Origin of the sequence: Agromyces mariniharenae, from assembly GCF_008122505.1 — a bacterium.
GTDB lineage: Bacteria > Actinomycetota > Actinomycetes > Actinomycetales > Microbacteriaceae > Agromyces > Agromyces mariniharenae.
Map to the genome: position 1 here is coordinate 222,354 of NZ_VSSB01000001.1, position 19,518 is coordinate 241,871.

10 protein-coding genes are annotated in these 19,518 nt (G+C 74.1%); all 10 read right to left on the reverse strand.

The genetic code is table 11. From position 1 onward, the window contains the following. Positions 1-89: 89 nt before the first annotated feature. The 10 genes from FYC51_RS01070 to FYC51_RS01115 all read right to left on the reverse strand — a co-directional run bounded on the left by FYC51_RS01070 (position 90) and on the right by FYC51_RS01115 (position 19,491). A complete protein-coding gene (locus tag FYC51_RS01070) occupies positions 90-2,996 on the reverse strand; it encodes an FtsK/SpoIIIE domain-containing protein (protein WP_148731853.1) in 2,907 nt (968 codons plus the stop codon). A 122-nt stretch (positions 2,997-3,118) separates the two neighbouring features. Next, entirely contained in the window at positions 3,119-3,835 is a 717-nt protein-coding gene (locus FYC51_RS01075; RefSeq protein WP_148731854.1) for a zinc-ribbon domain-containing protein, read from the reverse strand. Then, complete coding sequence (locus FYC51_RS01080) at positions 3,832-6,129, reverse strand: transglutaminase TgpA family protein (RefSeq protein ID WP_148731855.1); 2,298 nt, start codon at positions 6,127-6,129, stop codon at positions 3,832-3,834. Before FYC51_RS01080 ends, FYC51_RS01075 begins: the two co-directional genes overlap by 4 nt. Then, positions 6,126-7,445, reverse strand: a complete 1,320-nt coding sequence (locus FYC51_RS01085; RefSeq protein WP_238476159.1) for a DUF58 domain-containing protein — start codon at positions 7,443-7,445, stop codon at positions 6,126-6,128. Before FYC51_RS01085 ends, FYC51_RS01080 begins: the two co-directional genes overlap by 4 nt. After that, the gene (locus FYC51_RS01090; RefSeq protein WP_148731856.1) at positions 7,442-8,413 is read right to left on the reverse strand and encodes an AAA family ATPase; all 972 of its coding nucleotides are present in this window, start codon (positions 8,411-8,413) and stop codon (positions 7,442-7,444) included. The genes FYC51_RS01085 and FYC51_RS01090 overlap by 4 nt, the downstream gene beginning before the upstream one ends. Before the next feature lie 13 nt (positions 8,414-8,426). After that, positions 8,427-14,303: an Ig-like domain-containing protein gene (locus FYC51_RS01095; RefSeq protein ID WP_148731857.1), complete on the reverse strand. Its 5,877-nt coding sequence runs from the start codon at positions 14,301-14,303 to the stop codon at positions 8,427-8,429. Further along, positions 14,303-15,718 (reverse strand): serine/threonine-protein kinase, encoded by a 1,416-nt coding sequence (locus FYC51_RS01100; RefSeq protein WP_238476160.1) that lies wholly within the window; start codon positions 15,716-15,718, stop codon positions 14,303-14,305. Before FYC51_RS01100 ends, FYC51_RS01095 begins: the two co-directional genes overlap by 1 nt. A 133-nt stretch (positions 15,719-15,851) precedes the next feature. After that, on the reverse strand, positions 15,852-16,679 hold the full coding sequence (locus tag FYC51_RS01105) for a PP2C family protein-serine/threonine phosphatase (protein WP_148731858.1): 828 nt from the start codon (positions 16,677-16,679) through the stop codon (positions 15,852-15,854). A 25-nt stretch (positions 16,680-16,704) separates the two neighbouring features. Next, positions 16,705-17,994, reverse strand: a complete 1,290-nt coding sequence (locus FYC51_RS01110) for an FHA domain-containing protein (protein ID WP_148731859.1) — start codon at positions 17,992-17,994, stop codon at positions 16,705-16,707. A gap of 45 nt (positions 17,995-18,039) precedes the next feature. Further along, positions 18,040-19,491 (reverse strand): aminobutyraldehyde dehydrogenase, encoded by a 1,452-nt coding sequence (locus FYC51_RS01115; protein ID WP_148731860.1) that lies wholly within the window; start codon positions 19,489-19,491, stop codon positions 18,040-18,042. Between the last annotated feature and the right edge of the window lie 27 nt (positions 19,492-19,518).

The following is a 19,518-nucleotide window of genomic DNA, read 5'->3' on the forward strand; positions in this document are numbered from 1 at the left end:
GCGAGATTCACGGAATAATGTCCGAATCGTTAATTTCTGCGAACATCGTGTGCGGATTCAGTGCCGTTCACGCCCATATACGCACGTTTTCAGTTGTCCACGTGGACAGGCCACGCGCATCTCATCGGTTCCCCACCGGGCGGTGCCAGCCAGCACTGCGCGACGGGGTCGTCGAGCAGCGGCGGCAGCGCCGAACCGGCCGCGAACACGCGGAACTCGCGCGATCCGCCGTGCACCACGATCGCGGCCTCCTCGCGCACGAGCGCGGTGAGCGTCCAGTTCGCCGTCCACGCGTCGGCGTCGCCCACGATGACGAGCGGATGCCCCGCTCCCCCGCCTGCGGCGATCGCGGCACGCGCGACGGCGTCGAGACCCGGCTCGAGGAGCACGGGCTCGTGACCGAGTCCCCGGAGCGTCGCGGCATCCGCCCGCGGACGCATGCTCACGACCGCGGTGACCGCGGCCGTGCCGACGCGCAGGGGCCGTGCCTCGGCGCCCGGGTCGGACGGAAGGGACGGGACGTCGACCACCTGCAGCCGCCGCTCGCGCCACTGGCCGGAGCCCGGCGGGTCGCCGGAACGCCAGAGCGCAGCAGATCCGCCCGCCTGTGCGAGGTCGGTCCGCGTCGGATGCCGCAACAGCACGGTCGAGCCGAACGACTCGCGCAGGCCGGCCGGGAGGCGGTGCGTCGAGCCCGCCGACGCCGCGATCCCGAGCCCTCGCTCGCGCCCCTCGCGCAGCAGCCGCTCGAGCATGCCGACGGCCGCGATGCGGTGGTCGTCGGGCCAGTCCCGGAACGCGACGTCCAGGTCGTCGACGAGCAGGAGGCACGACGTCGTGGTGCGGCGATCATCCTCGACGAGCGCGCGCAGGGTGTCCCACCGCGCGCTCGCCGGTCGAACGAGACGACGGACGTCGACCCGGATCGCCGTCGCCGCTTCGGCGAGCGCCGCCAGCGCCGTCGACCGGCCGCTGCCCGGTTCGCCGAGGATGAGCAGGTGCCCGTCGGACTCGGGCGTCCAGGTCGCCGGGACGTGCCGCTGGCGCTCGGGGTCGTCGAGGATGCCGAAATCGAGCGCCGGGCCCCGCTCCGTCTCCTCGGCATCTCGCGCCGGGGTCGCGGCGCGCACGAGTCGGATGAGTGCGCTCTGCGCGACACGCGCTGGCAGGGGGTCCACCCACGGGCGGCGCGCGGCGGCCATGTCCGACGTCGACCGCCGCAGCCGTTCGAGCGTGCCCGGGTCGACCATGGCGGACTGGAACACCACGGGGCATCCGTCGCCCGCGTCGACCACCCCGCGGCCCGGCGTGTCGGGCCGGATGGCCGCCGCCGCGTCGGTGCCGACGACCGCGACGCTGTCTGCCCGCTGGCGCACGCGCAGCGACACCCGGATGGCGCAGTTCGCCGACACCTGCTCGCGCACGACGCCGTTCGGGCGCTGCGACGCGAGCACGAGGTGCACGCCCAACGACCTGCCGCGCGCGGCGACGTCGGCGACGACCGGCCCGAGGTCGGGGAACCGGTCGATCATCGCCTGGTACTCGTCGACCACGAGCACGAGGCGCGGCAGCACGACCCGGTCGGGGAGCGCAGCGAGGTCGCGCTCACCCTCGGCGAGCAGCACGGCCTCGCGGTGCCGCAGCTCGGCGCGCAGGCTCAGGACGGCGCGCTCCGCCTCGGCCTCGTCGAGGTCGGTGACGATGCCCGTGACGTGCGGCAGCCCGCGCAACGGCTCGAACGCCGCGCCGCCCTTGAAGTCGACGAGCAGGAAGGACACCCGGTCGGGTGGATGGCACGTGGCGAGCGCCGCGAGCCACGCGACGAGGAACTCGCTCTTGCCGCTTCCGGTCGTGCCGGCGACGATCGCGTGCGGCCCGTGCTCGACCAGGTCGAGGGCGAGCGGTCCGAGGGCGGACTGGCCGACGACCGCCCGCAGCGTGGTCCTGGATCCGTCGTCGGACGCCGGTTGCTCGAGGGCGTCGAATGCGATGCGTGCGGGCACGCCCGACTCCGGTCCCCACCGCTCGCGCTCGGCCATCGCCCGCACGCGATCGGCCCACTCGGATGCCTCGACGGCGCCGACGAGGTCGGGCACGATGCGCGTGGGGCCCGCGGCCTCCCCGCGGCGCTCGATGACCGCGCGCCGGTGATCCTCGACCCGGACCAGCGTCTCGAGGCCGGGAGGCAGGTGCTCGGCCGCGTCGGCCACTGCGATGGTCGCGACGCCATCGGCGTCGGTCGGCGCGGAAGGGGTCGTCGTCGCATCGCGTTCGGATCGCCCGACGACGCGCAGCGCGGTCGGGCCGCTCCGATGCGGCAGCGGTGTCGACCACCCCCATGCCTCGCCCGCCGGCACGGCGATGCCGACCTCGTCGGGGCGGCCGCCGTGCGTGACCTGGACCACGAGGGCTCGCGCGAGCGCGTCGGCGACGGGCTCGATCCCGACGACGCCGATGCCGCCGGCGAGCGAGGCCACGACGGGTGCGTCGTCGAGCGCTCCGGCGGCGCGGAGCAGCGCACGATCATGGTCGTCGGCGGGGACGCCGTCGACCCTCACGCCGCTCGCGACCGTGCCGTGCCCGAGCACGACCCTGCCCGGCGGCCCGGCACGCCAGTCGAGGGGGCGGGCGCCGTCGACGATCTCCCGCGCCGAGGTGACGCGGCGCCATCGCGCGGCGCGCTCGCCGGCATGCCGGTCGGCGACCGCGGACCGGAGCTCGGCCAGCAACGCCGCCCGCTCCGCCGCGCCTCGACGACGTGCCCGGCGCCCCTGGCGTCGCGCGTCGACGACCGACGCGACGGCCACGAGCGGACCGAGCGCCGCGAACGCGAGCGAGAGCGCCGACCCCGTCACCGCCCAGAGCACCGCCGCGCCGGCGAGCGGGGCGATCGCCGCGAGCCACGGGAAGCCGGGCGCGACGGGGTCGGGCGCCCGGGGCGGGAGCGCGAGCTGCGGGTCGCCGGGCGGGGCGTGCTCGGGCGGAGGTCGGTCCACCCCGTCATCCGATCACGCGGGGCTCGCCGCCTGTGCGGCAGTCGCGCGACCGACGAGGCGACGCGGCATCCGCTCGGCTGGGGAGGACGGGACGACGCCGGACGGATCGCCGGTCGCCCGCGTCAGGCGACGGTGAACGACTGCTCGGCCAGCTCCACGAGGCTCCCGCGCGGGACGAGGTACCGTCGCCCGGGCTCGCAGCGCAGCGCGCCGTCGTCGGGGCGCCGCACGATGGTGCCGTTGCCCGAGAAGCGGTCCGCGATCCAGAGCTCGCCCTCGTGCTCGCCGAACTCGAGGTGCGTCTTCGACACCGAGAGCGTGCGGTCGGCGATCTGCACCAGGTGGTCGAACGCCTCCCCGGGCTGCGGCAGCGGCCTGCGTCCGATGAGGCCCGTGCCGAACACCGTGCGGGTCTCGCCGGTGCTGAACGCGAGCACGAATCGCGACCCGGAGCGCGCCGACGGCGCCGCGTCCGTAGACGGGGCCGTCGCCCCGGGCGCCGCGAGCGCCGACGACGCGGCAGCGTCGAGCACGCGCGCGATGGCGGCATCCGCTCGCTCGTCACCCGCGTAGGCGCTCGCGGACGCCGCCGCCTCGTCGAGCACCCGGGCGACGCCCGCCTCCGCCCGCGCATCGTCGTCGCCGACGGCGCGGAAGCCGTGCACCGGGATGCTGACGACGCCGCTGTTGCGGCGCGCCGGGCGCTCGATGGCGGTCGTGTCGCCCGGTCGCGGATCGGGTCGGCGGCGTGATTCGGGCGTCGCGCTCGTGGAGCTGCCGCACTCGCCGCAGAACATCGCCCCCTCGGGGAGGTCCGCACCGCAGATCCGACACGTCACGGCCTGGCTCCTCTCCGCGTCACAGCGTACCCGGCCAGCGAGTTCAGCGAGATCGCGGCGCGGAGCCGGTCGCGGCGGGTGCGCGGCGCGCCGAGTCGTTCCTGCAGCTCGTCGACCGTGTCCCACACGCGCTCGTCGTCGCCGTCGGCCGGCCCGTCGGGCGCGTAGACCGCCCGGTCGACGACGGAGGCGAGCACGAGCGGACCGAGTCCGCCCACGGTGGCCGCCTGCTCGGCCCGGGTCGCGTTCTGGCGGATCGGGTATCCGTAGTCTGCGGCGGAGTCCGCGAACTCCTGCCAGCCGCCCTCGATGCGCTCCACCGGGGTGGGCGCCCGCCGGCGGAGGCGCCGGCGCCGGAGCTTGGCGACGATGATGGCGAGGAACGGGCTCACGAGCACGGCGAGGCCGAGGAGCACGAAGCCGGCGACGGCGAGCGCCGCGAGCAGCGCCTCGACCCACGGCTCGATCCCCTGATCGGGCTGGTCGAGCGTGAGGTCGGGATCGGGATCGAGGTCGTCGACCGGCGTCCGCTCGGCGGGCGGCGGCAGCGCCGACTGCGGCCGGGACACGACGGTGGGCTGGTCGGGCTCGCGCTCGGGGATCTCGCGTGGCGTGGGATTCGGGTCGATCGGCACCCACTCCCCCTCCGCGGTCTGCACCTCGATCCAGGCCTGGAGGTCGTCGCGCTCGAAGACGACGGCCTCGCCGGCGCCGACCTGTGGCTCCTCGGGGTCGGAGAGGTAGCCCACGACCGTGCGCGCCGGGAAGCCGATCTCGCGGGCCATGAGCGCGGCGGCCACCGCGTACTGCTCGCCGTCGCCGAGCATGGGCCGCTCCTCGGCGAGTTCGATGATCCGGTCGAGCGAGTGCCCCGAACGACTGAACTCCTCGTCCTCGGTGCCGTGGCTCACGAACCCCGTGGCCTTCAGGCCCGAGATCATGCCCTGCAGTCGCTGGCCGGGGGTGCCGGAGGCCGGTGCCCACTCGTCGAGCAGCGGCCCGAGCTCGTCGGGCATCGCGGGCGACGCGGGCAGCACGCTCGTGCCGGGCTGCAGCGACTCGAGGCTCTCGGGGCGAAGCGGGGTGATCGAGTCGGCCGTGTAGCGATCGCCCGCGCTGAGCCCGGTCTGCACGGCGCCCGTGCCCGTCACGTCGTTGTAGAAGAACCCGTCGGCGAGCACCGGTGCGCGGTCGCCGCCGAACGTGATGCGCTCGAGCTGGCCAACGCCGGGCACCCAGACGTCGTCGTAGCCGAGCACGAGCACCTCGAGGTGCGTGGACGTGCCGTCGACGTCGCCCTGGTCGAGCCGGTACGGGACGCGCGTGAACCGGCCGGACTCCCCCGTGCCGTCGTTGCCGCCCACGTTGTAGACGATGCCGTCGTAGGTGTCGAGCGTCGCGATCCGCAGTCCCGCGCCCGGAGGCAGCCCGGTGACCTCGAGCATCTCGTCGTCGGTCGTGTCGGGCTCGAACGCCGTGCGGAATCCGGCGAGCGGGCTCTCGTGCTCGCGCGGCTCGAACGGCGGCTGCAGCTCGGCGCGCACGACGCTGCGGGGCGGCGACGGCAGGGCGACGGCGGCCGCGGTGGCACCGACGAGCGCGACGGCCACGAGGGCGGATGCCCCGAGCACGCGTCGGGCGTCGGCGAGGGCGGCCTCGACCGGCCGTCCGGTGGTGATCGCGCGCCGTCGGGCGATGGCGACGCGCACGAGCCACGCGATCGAGGTGACGAGGAAGGCGAGGCCGGTCTCGACGGCGAGGGTCGCGTGCACGACCCCGAGCGCGATACCAGCCAGGAGCAGCAGCGCCGGCGGGATGACGGCCGCAGCCGGCCGCCGGCTGCGGAGGGCGATCGTGACGGCGGTCGTGGCGGTGACGAGCGCGAGGAGGAAGGCCGGCACGAGCAGGGCCTGGTAGGAGCCGACGGGCACGGCGATCGTCACGAGCTGCTTCCACGACAGCGCGGCCCCGGCCAGCAGCTCGACCAGCCCGTGCGGCGTGACGATGACGCCCGCGATGGCGCTCCCGGGCACCGCGGCGGGGACGCCGAGGGTGACGTAGGCGCCGAAGACGGCGACGACGACGGCCCAGGCCGGCCAGTGGAACCGCGCGCCCGCGAGCCCGATGCCCGAGCCCGCGACGATGGCGACCGTCGCGGCCACGACGAACGCGGTGCTCTCGTAGATCGGCCACCACGGGATCATCGCCGCCACGAGCATCGCGGCCACGAGGGCCATCGAGATCGCGGTGGACCACACGCCCTCGGGCGCCGCAGACCGCTGCTGCGCGCTCATGCGACCGACGCCGATCTGGCGAGCATCGCGCGGAGGTCCTCGAGGTACCCGATGCCGAACACGGTCAGGCCCGCGACCGTCCGAGCGGAGGCCTCACCGCCGGGCGAGCACTGCACCGCGATCGCCTCGACGCCGGCCGGCAGCCGCGATGACGCCGCGCGCAGCGTTCCGGCGCCGCGGGCCGTGCCGGTGATGAGGAAGGCGAGCGAGACGCCGGGAAGCGACTCGGTGGCCGCACGCGCGACGTCGGGCAGCAGGACCGCGGCGTCGTCGCGTTCGACGACGCAGAGGGCATCGAGCAGCCGGTCGCGCGACACGGTCGGCAGCTCGCGCATCCCGCTGCCGCGCGTGCCCACGCGGCCGCGCCCGGAGACGACGAACGACACCGTGCGTGCGTCGCGGATGGCCCGGGCGCCGAGGGATGCCGCGGCGCTCACCGCGAGCTCGAACTCCTCGTCGTCGGCGTAGGCGCCGGGTTCGAGGTCCAGCAGCACCATGAGCCGGCTGCGCCGGGTCTCCTCGAACTGGCGCACCATGAAGGTGCCCGTCTTCGCCGAGCTCTTCCAATGGATGAACCGGCGGTCGTCGCCGGGCACGTACTCGCGCAGCGCGTGGAACGCGATGTCGCTCGCGGTGAGGTCGCGAGTGGGCGACCCCTCGAGGTCGCGGATGAAGCCCGTGCTGAGCGTGCCGATCGCGATCGTGCGCGGATGCACGTGCAGGTCGACCGACTGCGACCACACGATCTCACGGCGCATGAGGCCGATGGGATCGGCGCGCACCGTGCGCGCGGGCCCGACGGGCACGATGCCGCGTCGCTCGGTGGGGATGCGGAACTGGTCGTCGAACGCCCCGCCGCGCGGGAGCCCGGGCAGCACGCGCTCGACGACCCTGTTCCCGACCGGCACCTCGAGCTGCACCCCGCCGAAGCGACGTCGCCCGGGGTTCGCCGCGATGAGGCGCGCCTGCGCCTGCTCGCCGACGACCACGCGCGGGGTGGGCAGCATGAGCTCGATGGTCGACGCGCCGCGGCCGATGAGCCAGACGGATGCCACGCCGACGAGCAGCACGAGCCCCCACCCGATGGCGATGAACTCGACCCAGCCCCAGGTGTATCCGACGGCGAGCGCCGCGACCGCGCCGGCGACGACCGCCCAGCCGAGCGGCGTGACGACGCCCTGCACGGCGCGCGCCCAGTCCCGGACGACCCCGGCCGCCGCCACGATGCCGCGGACGGCGCGTCCGATGACGACCGCGAGGAGTCCCTCTCTCTTCGCCTCCTCGGGGATCGACGTGCGGGTCTGGGTGAACGTCACACGGCCTGCCTGCTGGACGGCGGCGGGGTCTCGATGAGCACCTGCGAGATCATGTTCGACGTCGTCACCCCGTCGAACTCCGCCTCGGGGTCGAGGATCAGCCGGTGCGCGAGCACGGGCTCGGCGAGCGCCTTCACGTCGTCGGGCACCACGTAGTGGCGGCCGCGTCCGGCGGCGTGCGTCTTCGCCGCGCGGATGAGGGCCAGGGCGCCGCGGACGCTCACGCCGAGCCGCACCTCGCGCGCGGTGCGGGTGGCGTCGACGAGGCGCGAGACGTAGTCGTGGATGGTCGGGTCGACGTAGACGGTGCGCGCGAGCGCGGCCATCTCGACGATCTCGTCGGCGCTGAGCTGCGCGTCGACGCGGTGGTCGTGGGCGCGCTGGTCGGCGCCCTCGAGGATGCGGATGGTCGAGGCGTGGTCGGGGTAGCCGATCGACGACTTCATGAGGAACCGGTCGAGCTGCGCCTCGGGCAGCCGGTACGTTCCGGCCTGCTCCACGGGGTTCTGGGTCGCGATCACCATGAACGGATGCCCCACGGGGTGCGTCTGCCCGTCGACGGTGACCTGTCCCTCCTCCATGACCTCGAGGAGCGCGGACTGCGTCTTCGGGCTGGCGCGGTTGATCTCGTCGGCGAGGATGATGTTCGCGAAGACGGGACCCGCGTGGAACTCGAAGACGCCGCTGCGCTGGTCGTAGACCGTCACGCCCGTGATGTCGCCGGGGAGCAGGTCGGGCGTGAACTGCACCCGGTTGCTCGAGCCGGCGACCGACTGCGCCATCGCGCGGGCGAGGGACGTCTTGCCGGTGCCGGGCACGTCGTCGAGCAGCAGGTGGCCCTCGCTGAGGAACGCGGTGAACGCCAGGCGCACGACCCGGTTCTTGCCGAGGAGCACCTCCTCGACCGCACCGACGAGTCGGTCGAGGTTCGCGGCGAACCGCGTCGCCTCCTCGGGGGTCATCGTCATGCTCGCTCCTCGCTCATCGGTTCCAGTAGCGGGCGACCACGCCCGCCACCTCAACATCCAACCAGACCCGGTCCCCGGGCTTGGCTTCCGGCACCTGGCACGTCGTCGCCGTCTGGGCCGTGCGCGGGGGTCCGCCCGCGCCCTCGATCCCGCAGCGGAAGACGGCGGGCAGTCCGGAGTTGTCGGGCGCGGCCGTCCACGACCAGGTGCCCGTCGCCTCGTTCCACACCCGGCTCGGCAGGGCGAAGGTCAGCGACGGCTGGGCGTCGGCCGGCAGGATCGCCGACCACGGACCGCAGCTGCCCCACACCGAGCACGAGCGCACCTGGAACCGCGCGGCCTCGCCGAACGGCCGGTTGAGGAGCGTCCGCAGCCAGCCCGTGCCGCGGAACTCGGCAGGGCTGCCGATCTGGGCGCCGTTCGCGTCGACGGCGACGATCTGCAGGCGTGGGCCGCCCGCGTCCACCCGGTCGATGTAGCGATCCCAGGTCTCGGTGTTCATCCAGTCCATGCGGCTGTCCACGCCGCCGACGGCGCCCGGCGCCGGCCGTACCACGATCCCGGCGACCTCGGTGTTGACGCAGGCCGACCGGTTGTAGCCCCAGACCACGAAGGAGTAGCGCGCCGACTCGGTGGCGGTGCCCGTGAACTGCACGCTCGAGGCATCCGGCCCCACCTGCACGACCTCGGCGACGGTGCCGCCGCTCGCCGGCGCGACCACGCTTCCCGGAGCCGGGCTCGTCACCGAGCACGCCTGCGGACCGCTCGGCACGGCCGACTGCCCGTCGGCGAGGCGCTGCACGAAGTAGCCGCCCATGGCGTCGCCGTTGCCGTTGAACGGCGCCCACGCGACCGTGACCGTGCCGGCGAGCGCGTCGCCCGTGACGGTGATCCCGCCCGCGATCGGCGGGCCGAACGGCGTGCCGGTGCCGCCCGCCTCGGTCCACGCGGCGAGGGCCGGGTAGGCCTGGTTGCGCGCGCTGACCGTGAACGGCACCTGCGTCCCGTTGGGGATGCCCTGCGACACGGTCGAGCAGGCCGTCGCGGTGCAGGTCGCGGCATCCACCTCGCTCGAGACGCCGGCGACCGTGACGACGTACGAGCGGACGGCACTGCCCGCACCCGTCGAGACGGGCTGCCACTCGATCGCGAGGCGGCCGTCGAGCGGCAGTGCGCGGAGGCCCTGCGGGGGCGGCGGGACGACGTCGGACCAGATCGGGCCGGGTGCGTCGACCGGGTCGGAGAGGCCGATCGCGTTCCGGGCCTGCACGCGCACGACGACCGCATTGCCCTGGCCGTTGCCGGGCGTGCCGACGGTGCAGGTCGTCGCCGCGCAGGTCGACGTGCCGACCACTCCGCCGTTCGCGGGGTCGACGAGTGCGATCTCGTAGCCCGTGATCGGCGAGTTGTTGAACCCGCCGGCGCCGAACACGACGTCGAGCGTCCCGTCGCCGAAGCCCGTCACCTGCGGGGCGCTCACCGGCTCGGGCCGGTCCTGGACGGAGATCGTGATGGTGCCCCAGGCGTACCGGCTCGGATCGCCGGTGGCGTCGGCGACCTGGTACTGCAGCGTCGTGTTCACGGGAGCCGCGCCCTGCGACACGTCGACCGTGAGCGTGGCGTTGTCGGCGCTGGGCTCGATCGACACGCCTGCGGGCAGGCTGTCGTCGATGCCGCGGACGCCGACCACCCGCAGCGGGGTTCCCGGGAACGGGTTCGTGGCCGAGTCGTTCGCGAGCACGTCGATCGTCGTCGTGCGTCCGCGCGCGGCAACGGCGAGGTCGGCTGCGGGCTGGGCGAGCGGCCGCGTCGACGGGACCACGCGCAGTTCGATGCGACCCGGCGTGCCCTGGCCCGAGGCGTCCTCGACCGCCACCGTGACCGACTGGCGGGCGCCGGTCGGCGTGGCCTCGAGCGCGGTGATCTCGAGTTCCCGCCCCGTCGCGACGAGGCGGAAGCCCTCGGGCTCGGGCGCGAGCACGCGGTAGGTCAGCTCGTCGATCGCATCGGGATACGGGTAGTTGGTGAGGCGCACCAGGTCGACGGTCTTCGACTGGCCGGGCTCGAAGTCGATCACGCCGCCGGTGAACGCGGGAGGCTGGTCCTCGGTCGGCTCGACCGTGATCGGGATCACGATCGTGCCCGTGCGGGCCGTGGGATCGCCGTCGGATTCGCCATCGGTCACCGTGAACGACAGCGACGCGAGGCCGAAGTAGCCCGGCTCGCTGCGGAACCGCAGCGTGTCCTGGTCGACCACGAGATCGCTGCCGTCGCTGTGCGAGGCGCGCACCGTCGCGGTGTCGGTGATGCGCACCGGCCGACCGGATGCCGCGATGACGTAGTCGTCGAGGTCGAGCACGACCTCCTCGCCGCTCTCGACCCTCACGTCGGGCGCGTCGCGGCGCAGTTGCGGCAGCGCGTCGTCGCGTCCGGGGACCCAGATGAACGCGTACGCCGTCACCTCGGGGTCTTCAGGGTGGGTGACCGAGAACGGGATGATGCGCCGCTCGTCCTCGACGGCGACCCGGATGCTGCCGTCGCGGCGCACCTGCGCGCCCCGATCGTAGTTCGCGACGAGGCCGACCTGCAGGTCGGCGGGGTTGCCGTCGGCGAGGAACACGTTCCGCAGCACCTCGACGTCGACGAACTCCTCGTCGAGGATGTCGCTCAGGCTGAGCACGGTGTCGGATGCCTCGGGGCGGGCGAACGGCGCGTCGTCGTCGGCCGTGACCGTGAGGAACGCCTGCGCCGAGCCGAGCCCCTCGTTCTCGACGGTGTAGACGAAGCCGAAGACGCCTTCGTGGTCGGGCACGTCGACGCGCACTACGCCGGCGTCCTCGTCGATCGAGGCCTGGGCGTCGTTGCCGTTGGCCTCCACGTCGACGAGCGCGAGCCCGCCGCCGTCGGGGTCGGAGTCGTTCGCGAGGACGCGCACCGCGATGGTGCGGCCCGGGCGCACCGTGACCTCGTCGGCGACGGCCATCGGCGGACGCGAACCGTCGATGCGGGGCGCGATGCCCACTCGGATGGTGCCGTCGGCGCGGGCGCCGAGCGCGTCGATGATCGAGTACTGGAACGCGTCGGTGCCCGCCGAGTACTCGCCGGCCTGGTACTCGAGCCAGTCGCCGCCGCGGTCGGTGACCGCGCCGCGGTCGGGGTTGGACTCCTGCGCGAGCAGCTGCACCGAGTCGCCGTCGGGGTCGACGCCGCCCAGCGGGATCGGGATGCGCACGGTCTCGCCGGCGAGCACGCGCGCGGTGATGGTCGGCGGCACGGGCGCGGTGTTCGTCGCGGGGTCGGCGTCGCGCACCGAGATGTGCACGTCGGCGGTGGCGTTCTGCCCGTCGGGCCCGGCGACCCGGTACTGCGCGTCGTACTCGCCGGGCGCGTCGGGTGCGAAGTAGCGCAGGCGGTCGCCCGCGGCGAACAGGAGGCCGGCGGCGGGCTCCAGCACGAGCTCGGGCGCGAGCGTGAGCGGCAGGCCGTCGGGCTGCTCGTCGTTGTCGAGCACCGCGATGTCGACGACGTCGCCCGTGCGCGCCGAGATCGTGTCGGGCACGGCCACGGGCGGCTGGTCGACGGGCGGTGGCGGCACCTCGACCACGGTGACCTCGCCGTCGGCCTCGGCGAGGCCGTTGCTCACGCGGTAGCCGAACACCGTCGACCCCGTCGCGAGCGGCCGCGAGAGGGTGACGCGCAGGATGCGGTGGTCGACGACCTCGACCCGCACGCCCTCGTCCTCGGCGGTGTCGGTGAGGCCCGTGACGACGAGCACGCCGCCCGTGGGGTCGATGTCGGTCGCGAGCACGTCGACGTCGAACGGCTGGTTCGCGCGCAGGAACGCGGTGTGCGGCACGGTGATCGGGGTCGTGTCGCGGTCGGGCGGTGCCGACACGTCGACACGCACCGTGCCCGTCGCGGTCATGGTGCCGTCGGTCACGGAGTACTCGATGAGGTGCGTGCGCACCGCCGAGCTCGTGAACCGGAAGCTGCCGCCGTCGAAGTCGGGCGTGACCTCGACGTCGGGCTTGGCCGGCACGGCGCTCAGGCGCACCGGTCCGGAACCCCCGCGCACGTGCCGAAGCGGGTCGATCCGGATCTCCTCGCCCGCCGTGGCGAGCGCGACGAACGGCTCCGCGACGAGGGGCACGTCGCCGGGCGCGCGCACCGCGACCGTGAGCTCACCCCCGCCGTCGTCACGCCCGTCGGACACGAGGAGCGACACGGAGCGCTCCCCGCCGACGCCGCCGCGCTCGTCGAACACGACCACGCCCTCGGCCGTCGACGAGGCGGCATCGGGTTCCTCCGTCGTGGCCGAGCGCAGGAAGAACGGGTCGCCGTCGGGGTCGATCCATTCGCCGAGCACCGCCGTGGTGACGCGTCCGCCGACCGCGACGGCGGCGTGGTTCGCCCGCTGCTGCACGGGCGGCGAGTTCTCCTCGGTCTCGCGCACCGTCACGTTCACGCTGGCGTGCGCAGTGCCGCCGCGGCCGTCGCCCACGGTGTAGCCGAACGAGACGACGCCGGATGCCGCGTCGTCGAGCGTGAGCTGCAGCTGCTGGTTGCTCGACACCCGGTCGACCTTCGCGCCGGGCGGCAGCTCGCCGTCGACGGAGTCGACGACGAGCACGTCGCCGTTCGCGTCGTAGTCGTTGAGCAGCACGGGCAGGAGCGTCGACCGGCCCGGTCGTGCGCCGAGCTCGTCGTCGGTCGCGACAGGCGCCACCTGGCCCTTCTCGAGGATGGGCGGCGTGTCGGGATCGTTCTCCTCGATCGTCTCGTCGTCGCGCTCGGTCTCGAGCAGGTCCGCCCAGTTGTCGATGAGCCCGTAGTCGGCGGAGGCCGCCCACGTGTGGCCGCTGGGACGATCGTTCAGCACGAGGGCGTCGCCGTTCTCGCCGAAGTCGAGCGCGGTCGCGCCCTCGCCGTCGTCGAGCTCGAACCGCTCCCCCTGGCCGCCCGGACAGGCGACGGCCGCGTCACCGCCCGCCCACGCGGCATGGAGGCATCCGTCGAATCGCACCGGTGCGGCGGGTGCGCCGGCGACGTCGTCGACGACCGCGACCGGCGCGCCGCCGTCGAGGTCCACGACGACGAGACCACGTCGGTGCGCGACGGCGACCGATTCGCCGTTCGACGCCGGCTCCTGCAGGCGGACCTCGTCGCCGATCCGGATCATGGTGGAGAGGTCGATGCGGCGACCGTCGATCGTGAGCGTCCGGTCGGTCGCGTCGAGCACCACCCAGTGCTGGTCGATCGAGGTGACCTGCACGTCGTGGTCGTCGTCGACGGGCTCGGCCTGCCATCTGGCGGCGACGGTCTCCTCGCCGGCCGCGTCGACCCGGGCGACCTCGCCCGTCGACGGCGTGAAGGCGAACAGGACGCCCTCTGGGTCGACCGACGTGACCGTGCCCTGGCCGAACGTGAGCAGCGGATCGGCCTCCGCGTCGAAGTCGACGAAGTCGGCGGCGGGCACCGACCAGAGGTCGCCGTCCGTGGCGACGACGACCCGGTCGCCGGCGAGGGCGAGCGACGTGTCGCCGGGCGGGACGGGAACGGTCTCGACGACCTCCGACGTCGTGGCGTCGACGACGCCGACGCTCGCGCTGTCGCGGTCGACGACGAGCACGGTCGAGCCCTGCTGCACGACCTCCGTGTCGGAGCCGCCCGTCTGCACCACGGAGTTCAGCTCGTGGATCTTCGTGTTGGCCCGGCCCACGGATTCGAGGCCGCCGTTCACGACCCAGACCGCCGCGTCGCCGAGGTCGACCCGCTGCGCGGCGTACCCGCCGGAGGCGACGGCGACCCCGACCACGATCGCGATCACGCCCGTGATCGCGCCTGCGGTCACGAGGGCGGAACGGTGGCCGCCGAGCTTCGGCAGCCGCATCAGCCGACCCCCGTCACGTCGACGCACCGCTCGGCGCTGGGGTCGCCCGACTTGCCCTCGCGGGTCACCGTGACGGTGACGCACACCCGGTCGCCCTCCTGCACGGGCACCTCGACGCGGGCGACGCGCTGGATGGGCTCGGGCTCGCCGTCGACGGCGACGAGGTAGGCGTCGCCGCCCTGGATCCCGGGGTCGTCCCAGGTGAACACGGCCGAGTCGCCGACGACCGAGCCCTGCACGTTCGCGACGACCGGGATCGAGCGGGTGCCCTGCAGGACCGCGACGACGCCGGCGCCGACGAGCGCGACGATGAGGGCGGCGGCGATCGAGATGCCCCACACGAGCCGCCTCATGGTGGGCGGCGCGGTGCGCTGGCGGCCCGTGGACACCTCGTGCGAGCGGCCGTCGATCCCCTGCGCGGCGCTCGAGGCCCGCACCGGGATGCGCCGCGAACGGCGCCGGCTCCCCTGCGCGTCGACGTTCGAGTGATGGCCGCTCACGCGCGTGCGCTCGTCGAGGTCGACCGCGGTCGCGAGGGCCCAGTCGTCCATGGCGACCTCGAGCGGCGTCTGCGGCAGCCCGAGCTCCTCCTCCGCCGACTGCAGGTCGCGGATGAACTCGAGCGCGCTCGCCTGCCGGTCCTGGGGCCGCTTCGACATCGAACGTGCCAGGACGCGCTCGAGGCTCGGCGGCACGTCGACCCGTCCGGTCGGCGCCGGCTTCGCCTTCTCGATGCGCCCCATGAGCGTCACGGGCGCGTTGTCGCCGCCCGGCACCTCGAACGGGCTGCGGCCGGCGAGGAGCGAGTAGACGGTGGCCCCGAGCGACCACACCTCGCTCGCGACGGTGCCCGACACGTCGTCGTGCAGCACCTCGGGCGCCGACCACGGGATCGACAGGCCGACGGCCTCGGTCGTCTCGGCCTCGCCGAGGGTCGCCGCGATGCCGAAGTCGGAGAGCACGGGGTGTCCGTAGGCGGTGGTGAGGATGTTCGACGGCTTGATGTCGCGGTGCAGGACGCCCTGCCGGTGGGCCGTCTCGACGGCGCTGGCGATGCGCACGCCGATCGAGAGCACCTCGGCGAGCGGCAGCTGCACGGCGCGGTAGCGCTGCCCGAGCGTCGACGAGCAGTACTCCATCACGAGGTAGGGGCGCCCGTCGGCGGCGACGCTCGCCTGGTACACCGTGAGGATGGACGGATGCGACGACAGCTGGGCCATCAGGTTGGCCTCGGCCTGGAACATCCGGCGCAGGTCGTCGTTCACGACCTCGGCGAGCAGCACCTTCACGGCGACGAGCCGACGCGGCATGTTCTGCTCGTAGAGGAAGACGTCGGCGAACCCGCCCGAGCCGAGCACGCGGATGAACGCGAACCCGGGCAGGTTCGGCGGGGTGGACGGCAGGCGCCTCGTCACGATCCTCCCAGCGTTCGAGTCCGTCGGCGCCCGCACCAACGCCCGGCGGGCCCCGGTGACCCCCATTGTAGGCGGGCGCACGGATGCCGCCACGACGGCTGTGGGGACGTGCCGCGGCGGCCCGCGGCATCCGTCAGTCGACGTCGCTGTCGGGGCTGCGGTGCTGGGGCGCGTGGGCGGGTCGGACGACCTTGAGCACGTCGACCACGACGACCGTGATGTTGTCGCGACCGCCGTTGCCGACCGCCGCATCGACGAGCTGGCGGGCGGCCTGCTCGGGCTTCGGGTTGGCCACGAGGAAGTGCCGGATGCCGTACGACGTGAGCTCCTTCGTGAGCCCGTCGGAGCAGATCAGCAGGCGCATGCCCGGCTCGACCGCGATGGCGCGGTAGTCGGGGATCGGCGCCTCGTGGAAGCCCACGGCGCGCGTGATCACGTTGGAGTGCGGGTGCGTGTCGGCCTCCTCGCGCGTGATCTGGCCGGCATCGACGAGCTCCTGCACGATCGAGTGGTCGACGGTCAATTGCTCGAGCACGCCGCCGACGAGCCGGTAGACGCGCGAGTCGCCGATGTTGAACACGATCCAGGCGGGCTCGTCGGAGATGCTGCCGAGCGCGGCGCCCGTGACCGTGGTGCCGCTGCCCTCGTCGGTGACGCCGGCGCCGCGGCCCATGTCCTGCACCGCGAGCCGGAGGGCCGCGTCGATCTCGGGGGTGCCCATCATCGACTTGCCGCCGTGCTCGGCGAGCCGGGTGACCACGGCGGCGCTGGCGAAGTCGCCGGCCGCGTGCCCGCCCATGCCGTCGGCGACTGCGAAGATCGGCGCCTGCGCGACGAAGCTGTCCTCGTTGACCTCGCGGCGCAGGCCCGTGTCGGTGACGGCGGCCCATGCGATCGTGATCTCGGTGCCGTCGGGCAGCGTGACGCGATGACGGGCGTTGCCGTTGCCGATCTGGGTCACGGGACGTGCCTGCTGTCTGTTCGGGTCACTCGGGTGGAGCGGTGGGGGCGGGGAGGATCTCGATGATCGTATCGTCTCCGAGGTCGAGGCGGGTGCCCGGTGCGACCACGATGGACTCGCCCGCGCGCATGCGGCGCACACCCGCCGCACTCCGCACGATCGTGCCGTTCGTGGAGCGCAGGTCGGTCGCCACGACGCGGGTCCCCTCGACGCGCAGCTCGAGGTGCGTGCCCGACACCACGGCGCGCGGCGACGCGACGGTGACGAGCTCGGGGACGACGCCTCGAGGATCGGGGACGCGCGGCGCGTGCGGCCGTCGGCCGATGAGCACCGGGCCCGTGACCGGGCGCGGCTCGCCGGTGCCGATGCGGAACGCGGGCGCGCCGGGCGCCGCGCGCGGCTCGACGGATGCCGCGGCGGGGGGCTCGACCGATGCCACGACGTGGGCTTCGGCCGCGCGGTCGTGCTCGGCGGGGCCGTCGTGTCCGGTCGGCGCGTCCCGGTCGGCCGTCGGCGGTTCAGGCGGTACCGGGATGCTCGCCGGCTCCAACCGCAGGCCCGCGCCGAGCACGCGCGGCTCGAGACCGGCGAGGTCCTGGTCGGGCGACGGGGACGGCGTCGCCGCCGGAGCGATGGCGCGGATGCGGGACGTGGGCGGCGAGGCGAGGTCGAACTGGGGCTCCCGCAGGGAGCTCGTCGTGCGGACGGTGTCGGCGACGGCGTGCTCGTCGGCGGTGTCGTCCTGGCGGGTGCGCACCGTGTCGGGATCGTGCGGACGCGGCAGGAGCACCGTGTCGGCGTCGGCGACCGCGGCATCGGGTCGGCGGGGCGGCTGCGGCGCCGCCGACCACTCGACGGCGGACGCGCGGAAGCCGGCGCGCGCATGCCCCACCGCGTCGCCCGACTCGCCGAGGCGGTCGAGGGGCGCGTCGACCCCGGTGACGCGCAGCGCGATCACGGAGCCGAAGTCCGCCAGGTGCCACGGGCGGATGCCGCGGGCATCGAAACGCCGAGTGCCGCCGGGCGACGTGAGGTCGACCACCGCGTCGCCGCGCACCACGGCGGTCACCTCGTCGGTGCCGGGGCCGGGCCACCACACGATGGCGAACGACTCGACGGCGCCGGCACCGCCGAGCGGGATCGTGCCGACGAGCGCCTCGACGGTCACCGCGTCGTCGGCGGCCGCGGCGGCGAGCGCCGACGTGGTCGCGTCGGGCGAGGGCGCGGCGATGGCGACGATGAAGCGGTGGCCGACCACGACGTCCCACGCGGGTGCACCGGGCACCGCCGCGCTCGTGACGGTTCCCGCGACCATGTCGAACAGTCTGGCACCGCCGCGAGCGCGAACGCGTGCGCGATGTCAGCCGATGTGGCTCATCACGTGCTTGATGCGCGTGTAGTCCTCGAAGCCGTAGTTGGAGAGGTCCTTGCCGTAGCCCGAGTGCTTGAAGCCGCCGTGCGGCATGTCGGACACGAACGGGATGTGCGCGTTGATCCAGACGCAGCCGAAGTCGAGGTGCTTCGCGAACCGCATCGCCCGCGTGTGGTCGCCGGTCCAGACGGATGCCGCGAGCGCGTAGTCGACGCCGTTGGCCATGGCGAGCGCATCGGCGTCGTCGCGGAACGACTGCACGGTGAGCACCGGGCCGAAGATCTCGCGCTGCACGGCCTCGTCGTCCTGGCGGAGCCCGGTCACGACGGTCGCCTCCCAGAAGTAGCCGCGGTCGCCCTGGCGGCGGCCGCCGAGGGCGACGTCTGCGTGGACCGGCAGGCGGTCGATGAAGCCCGACACGTGCGCGAGCTGGTTCGCGTTGTTGAGCGGGCCGAAGAGGACGCCGTCCTCGCGCGGGCCGCCCGTGCGGGCGTTGGCCGAGGCCTCGGCCACGAGCGCGGCGACGAACGCGTCGTGCACGGACTCGTGGACGATGACCCGCGTCGCGGCCGTGCAGTCCTGGCCGGCGTTGAAGTACGCGGCGGTGACGATGCCGGCCGCGGCGGCCTGCAGGTCGGTGTCGGGGAAGACGATCGCGGGCGCCTTGCCGCCGAGCTCGAGGTGCACCCGCTTGAGGTCGGATGCCGCAGCGCGCGCGACCTCCATGCCGGCGCGGACCGAGCCCGTGATCGCGACCATCTGCGGCGTGGGGTGCTCGAGGAGCGCGGCACCCGTGCCGCGGTCGCCGGTGACGACGTTGAGCACGCCGGCGGGCAGGAACTCGGCCGCGACCTCGGCGAGCTTCAGCGTCGAGAGGGGCGTCGTGTCCGACGGCTTCAGCACGACCGTGTTGCCGGCGGCGATGGCCGGTGCGACCTTCCAGACGGCCATGTTCAGCGGGTAGTTCCACGGCGTGACCTGGCCGATGACGCCGATCGGCTCCCGGCGCACGAACGAGGTGTGGCCGGCGAGGTACTCGGCGGCCGACCGGCCCTCGAGGTTGCGGGCGGCGCCCGCGAAGAACCGGAGCTGGTCGACCGACTGCAGGATCTCGTCGGCGACGAGCGAGGCGCGCGGCTTGCCCGTGTCCTGCGACTCGAGGTCGGCGAACTCGTCGGCGCGCGACTCCATCGCGTCGGCGATGCGGAAGAGCGCGAGCTGGCGCTGGGCCGGGGTGGTCTCCCCCCACGTCTCGAACGCGTCGGACGCCGCGCGGTAGGCGAGGTCGAGGTCGCCCGCGGTGGAGATGGGCGCGGAGCCGTAGACCTCCTCGGTCGCCGGGTCGACGAGGTCGAGCGCGTCGTCGCCCTGCGACTCCACGTACTCGCCGCCGACGAAGTTCCGGAGGGTGCCGGTGCTGAGGAGGGTGCCGCTGCTCATGGATGTCGATCCTCGGATGTGATGGCG

What these genes read in the sequence shown, in the direction of transcription:
- FYC51_RS01080 (WP_148731855.1), bottom strand. Translation starts at nt 6,129, where the DNA reads ATGAGCGCGCAGCAGCGGTCTGCGGCGCCCGAGGGCGTGTGGTCCACC.
- FYC51_RS01090 (WP_148731856.1), bottom strand. Translation starts at nt 8,413, where the DNA reads ATGACGATGACCCCCGAGGAGGCGACGCGGTTCGCCGCGAACCTCGAC.
- FYC51_RS01095 (WP_148731857.1), bottom strand. Translation starts at nt 14,303, where the DNA reads ATGCGGCTGCCGAAGCTCGGCGGCCACCGTTCCGCCCTCGTGACCGCA.
- FYC51_RS01110 (WP_148731859.1), bottom strand. Translation starts at nt 17,994, where the DNA reads ATGGTCGCGGGAACCGTCACGAGCGCGGCGGTGCCCGGTGCACCCGCG.
- FYC51_RS01115 (WP_148731860.1), bottom strand. Translation starts at nt 19,491, where the DNA reads ATGAGCAGCGGCACCCTCCTCAGCACCGGCACCCTCCGGAACTTCGTC.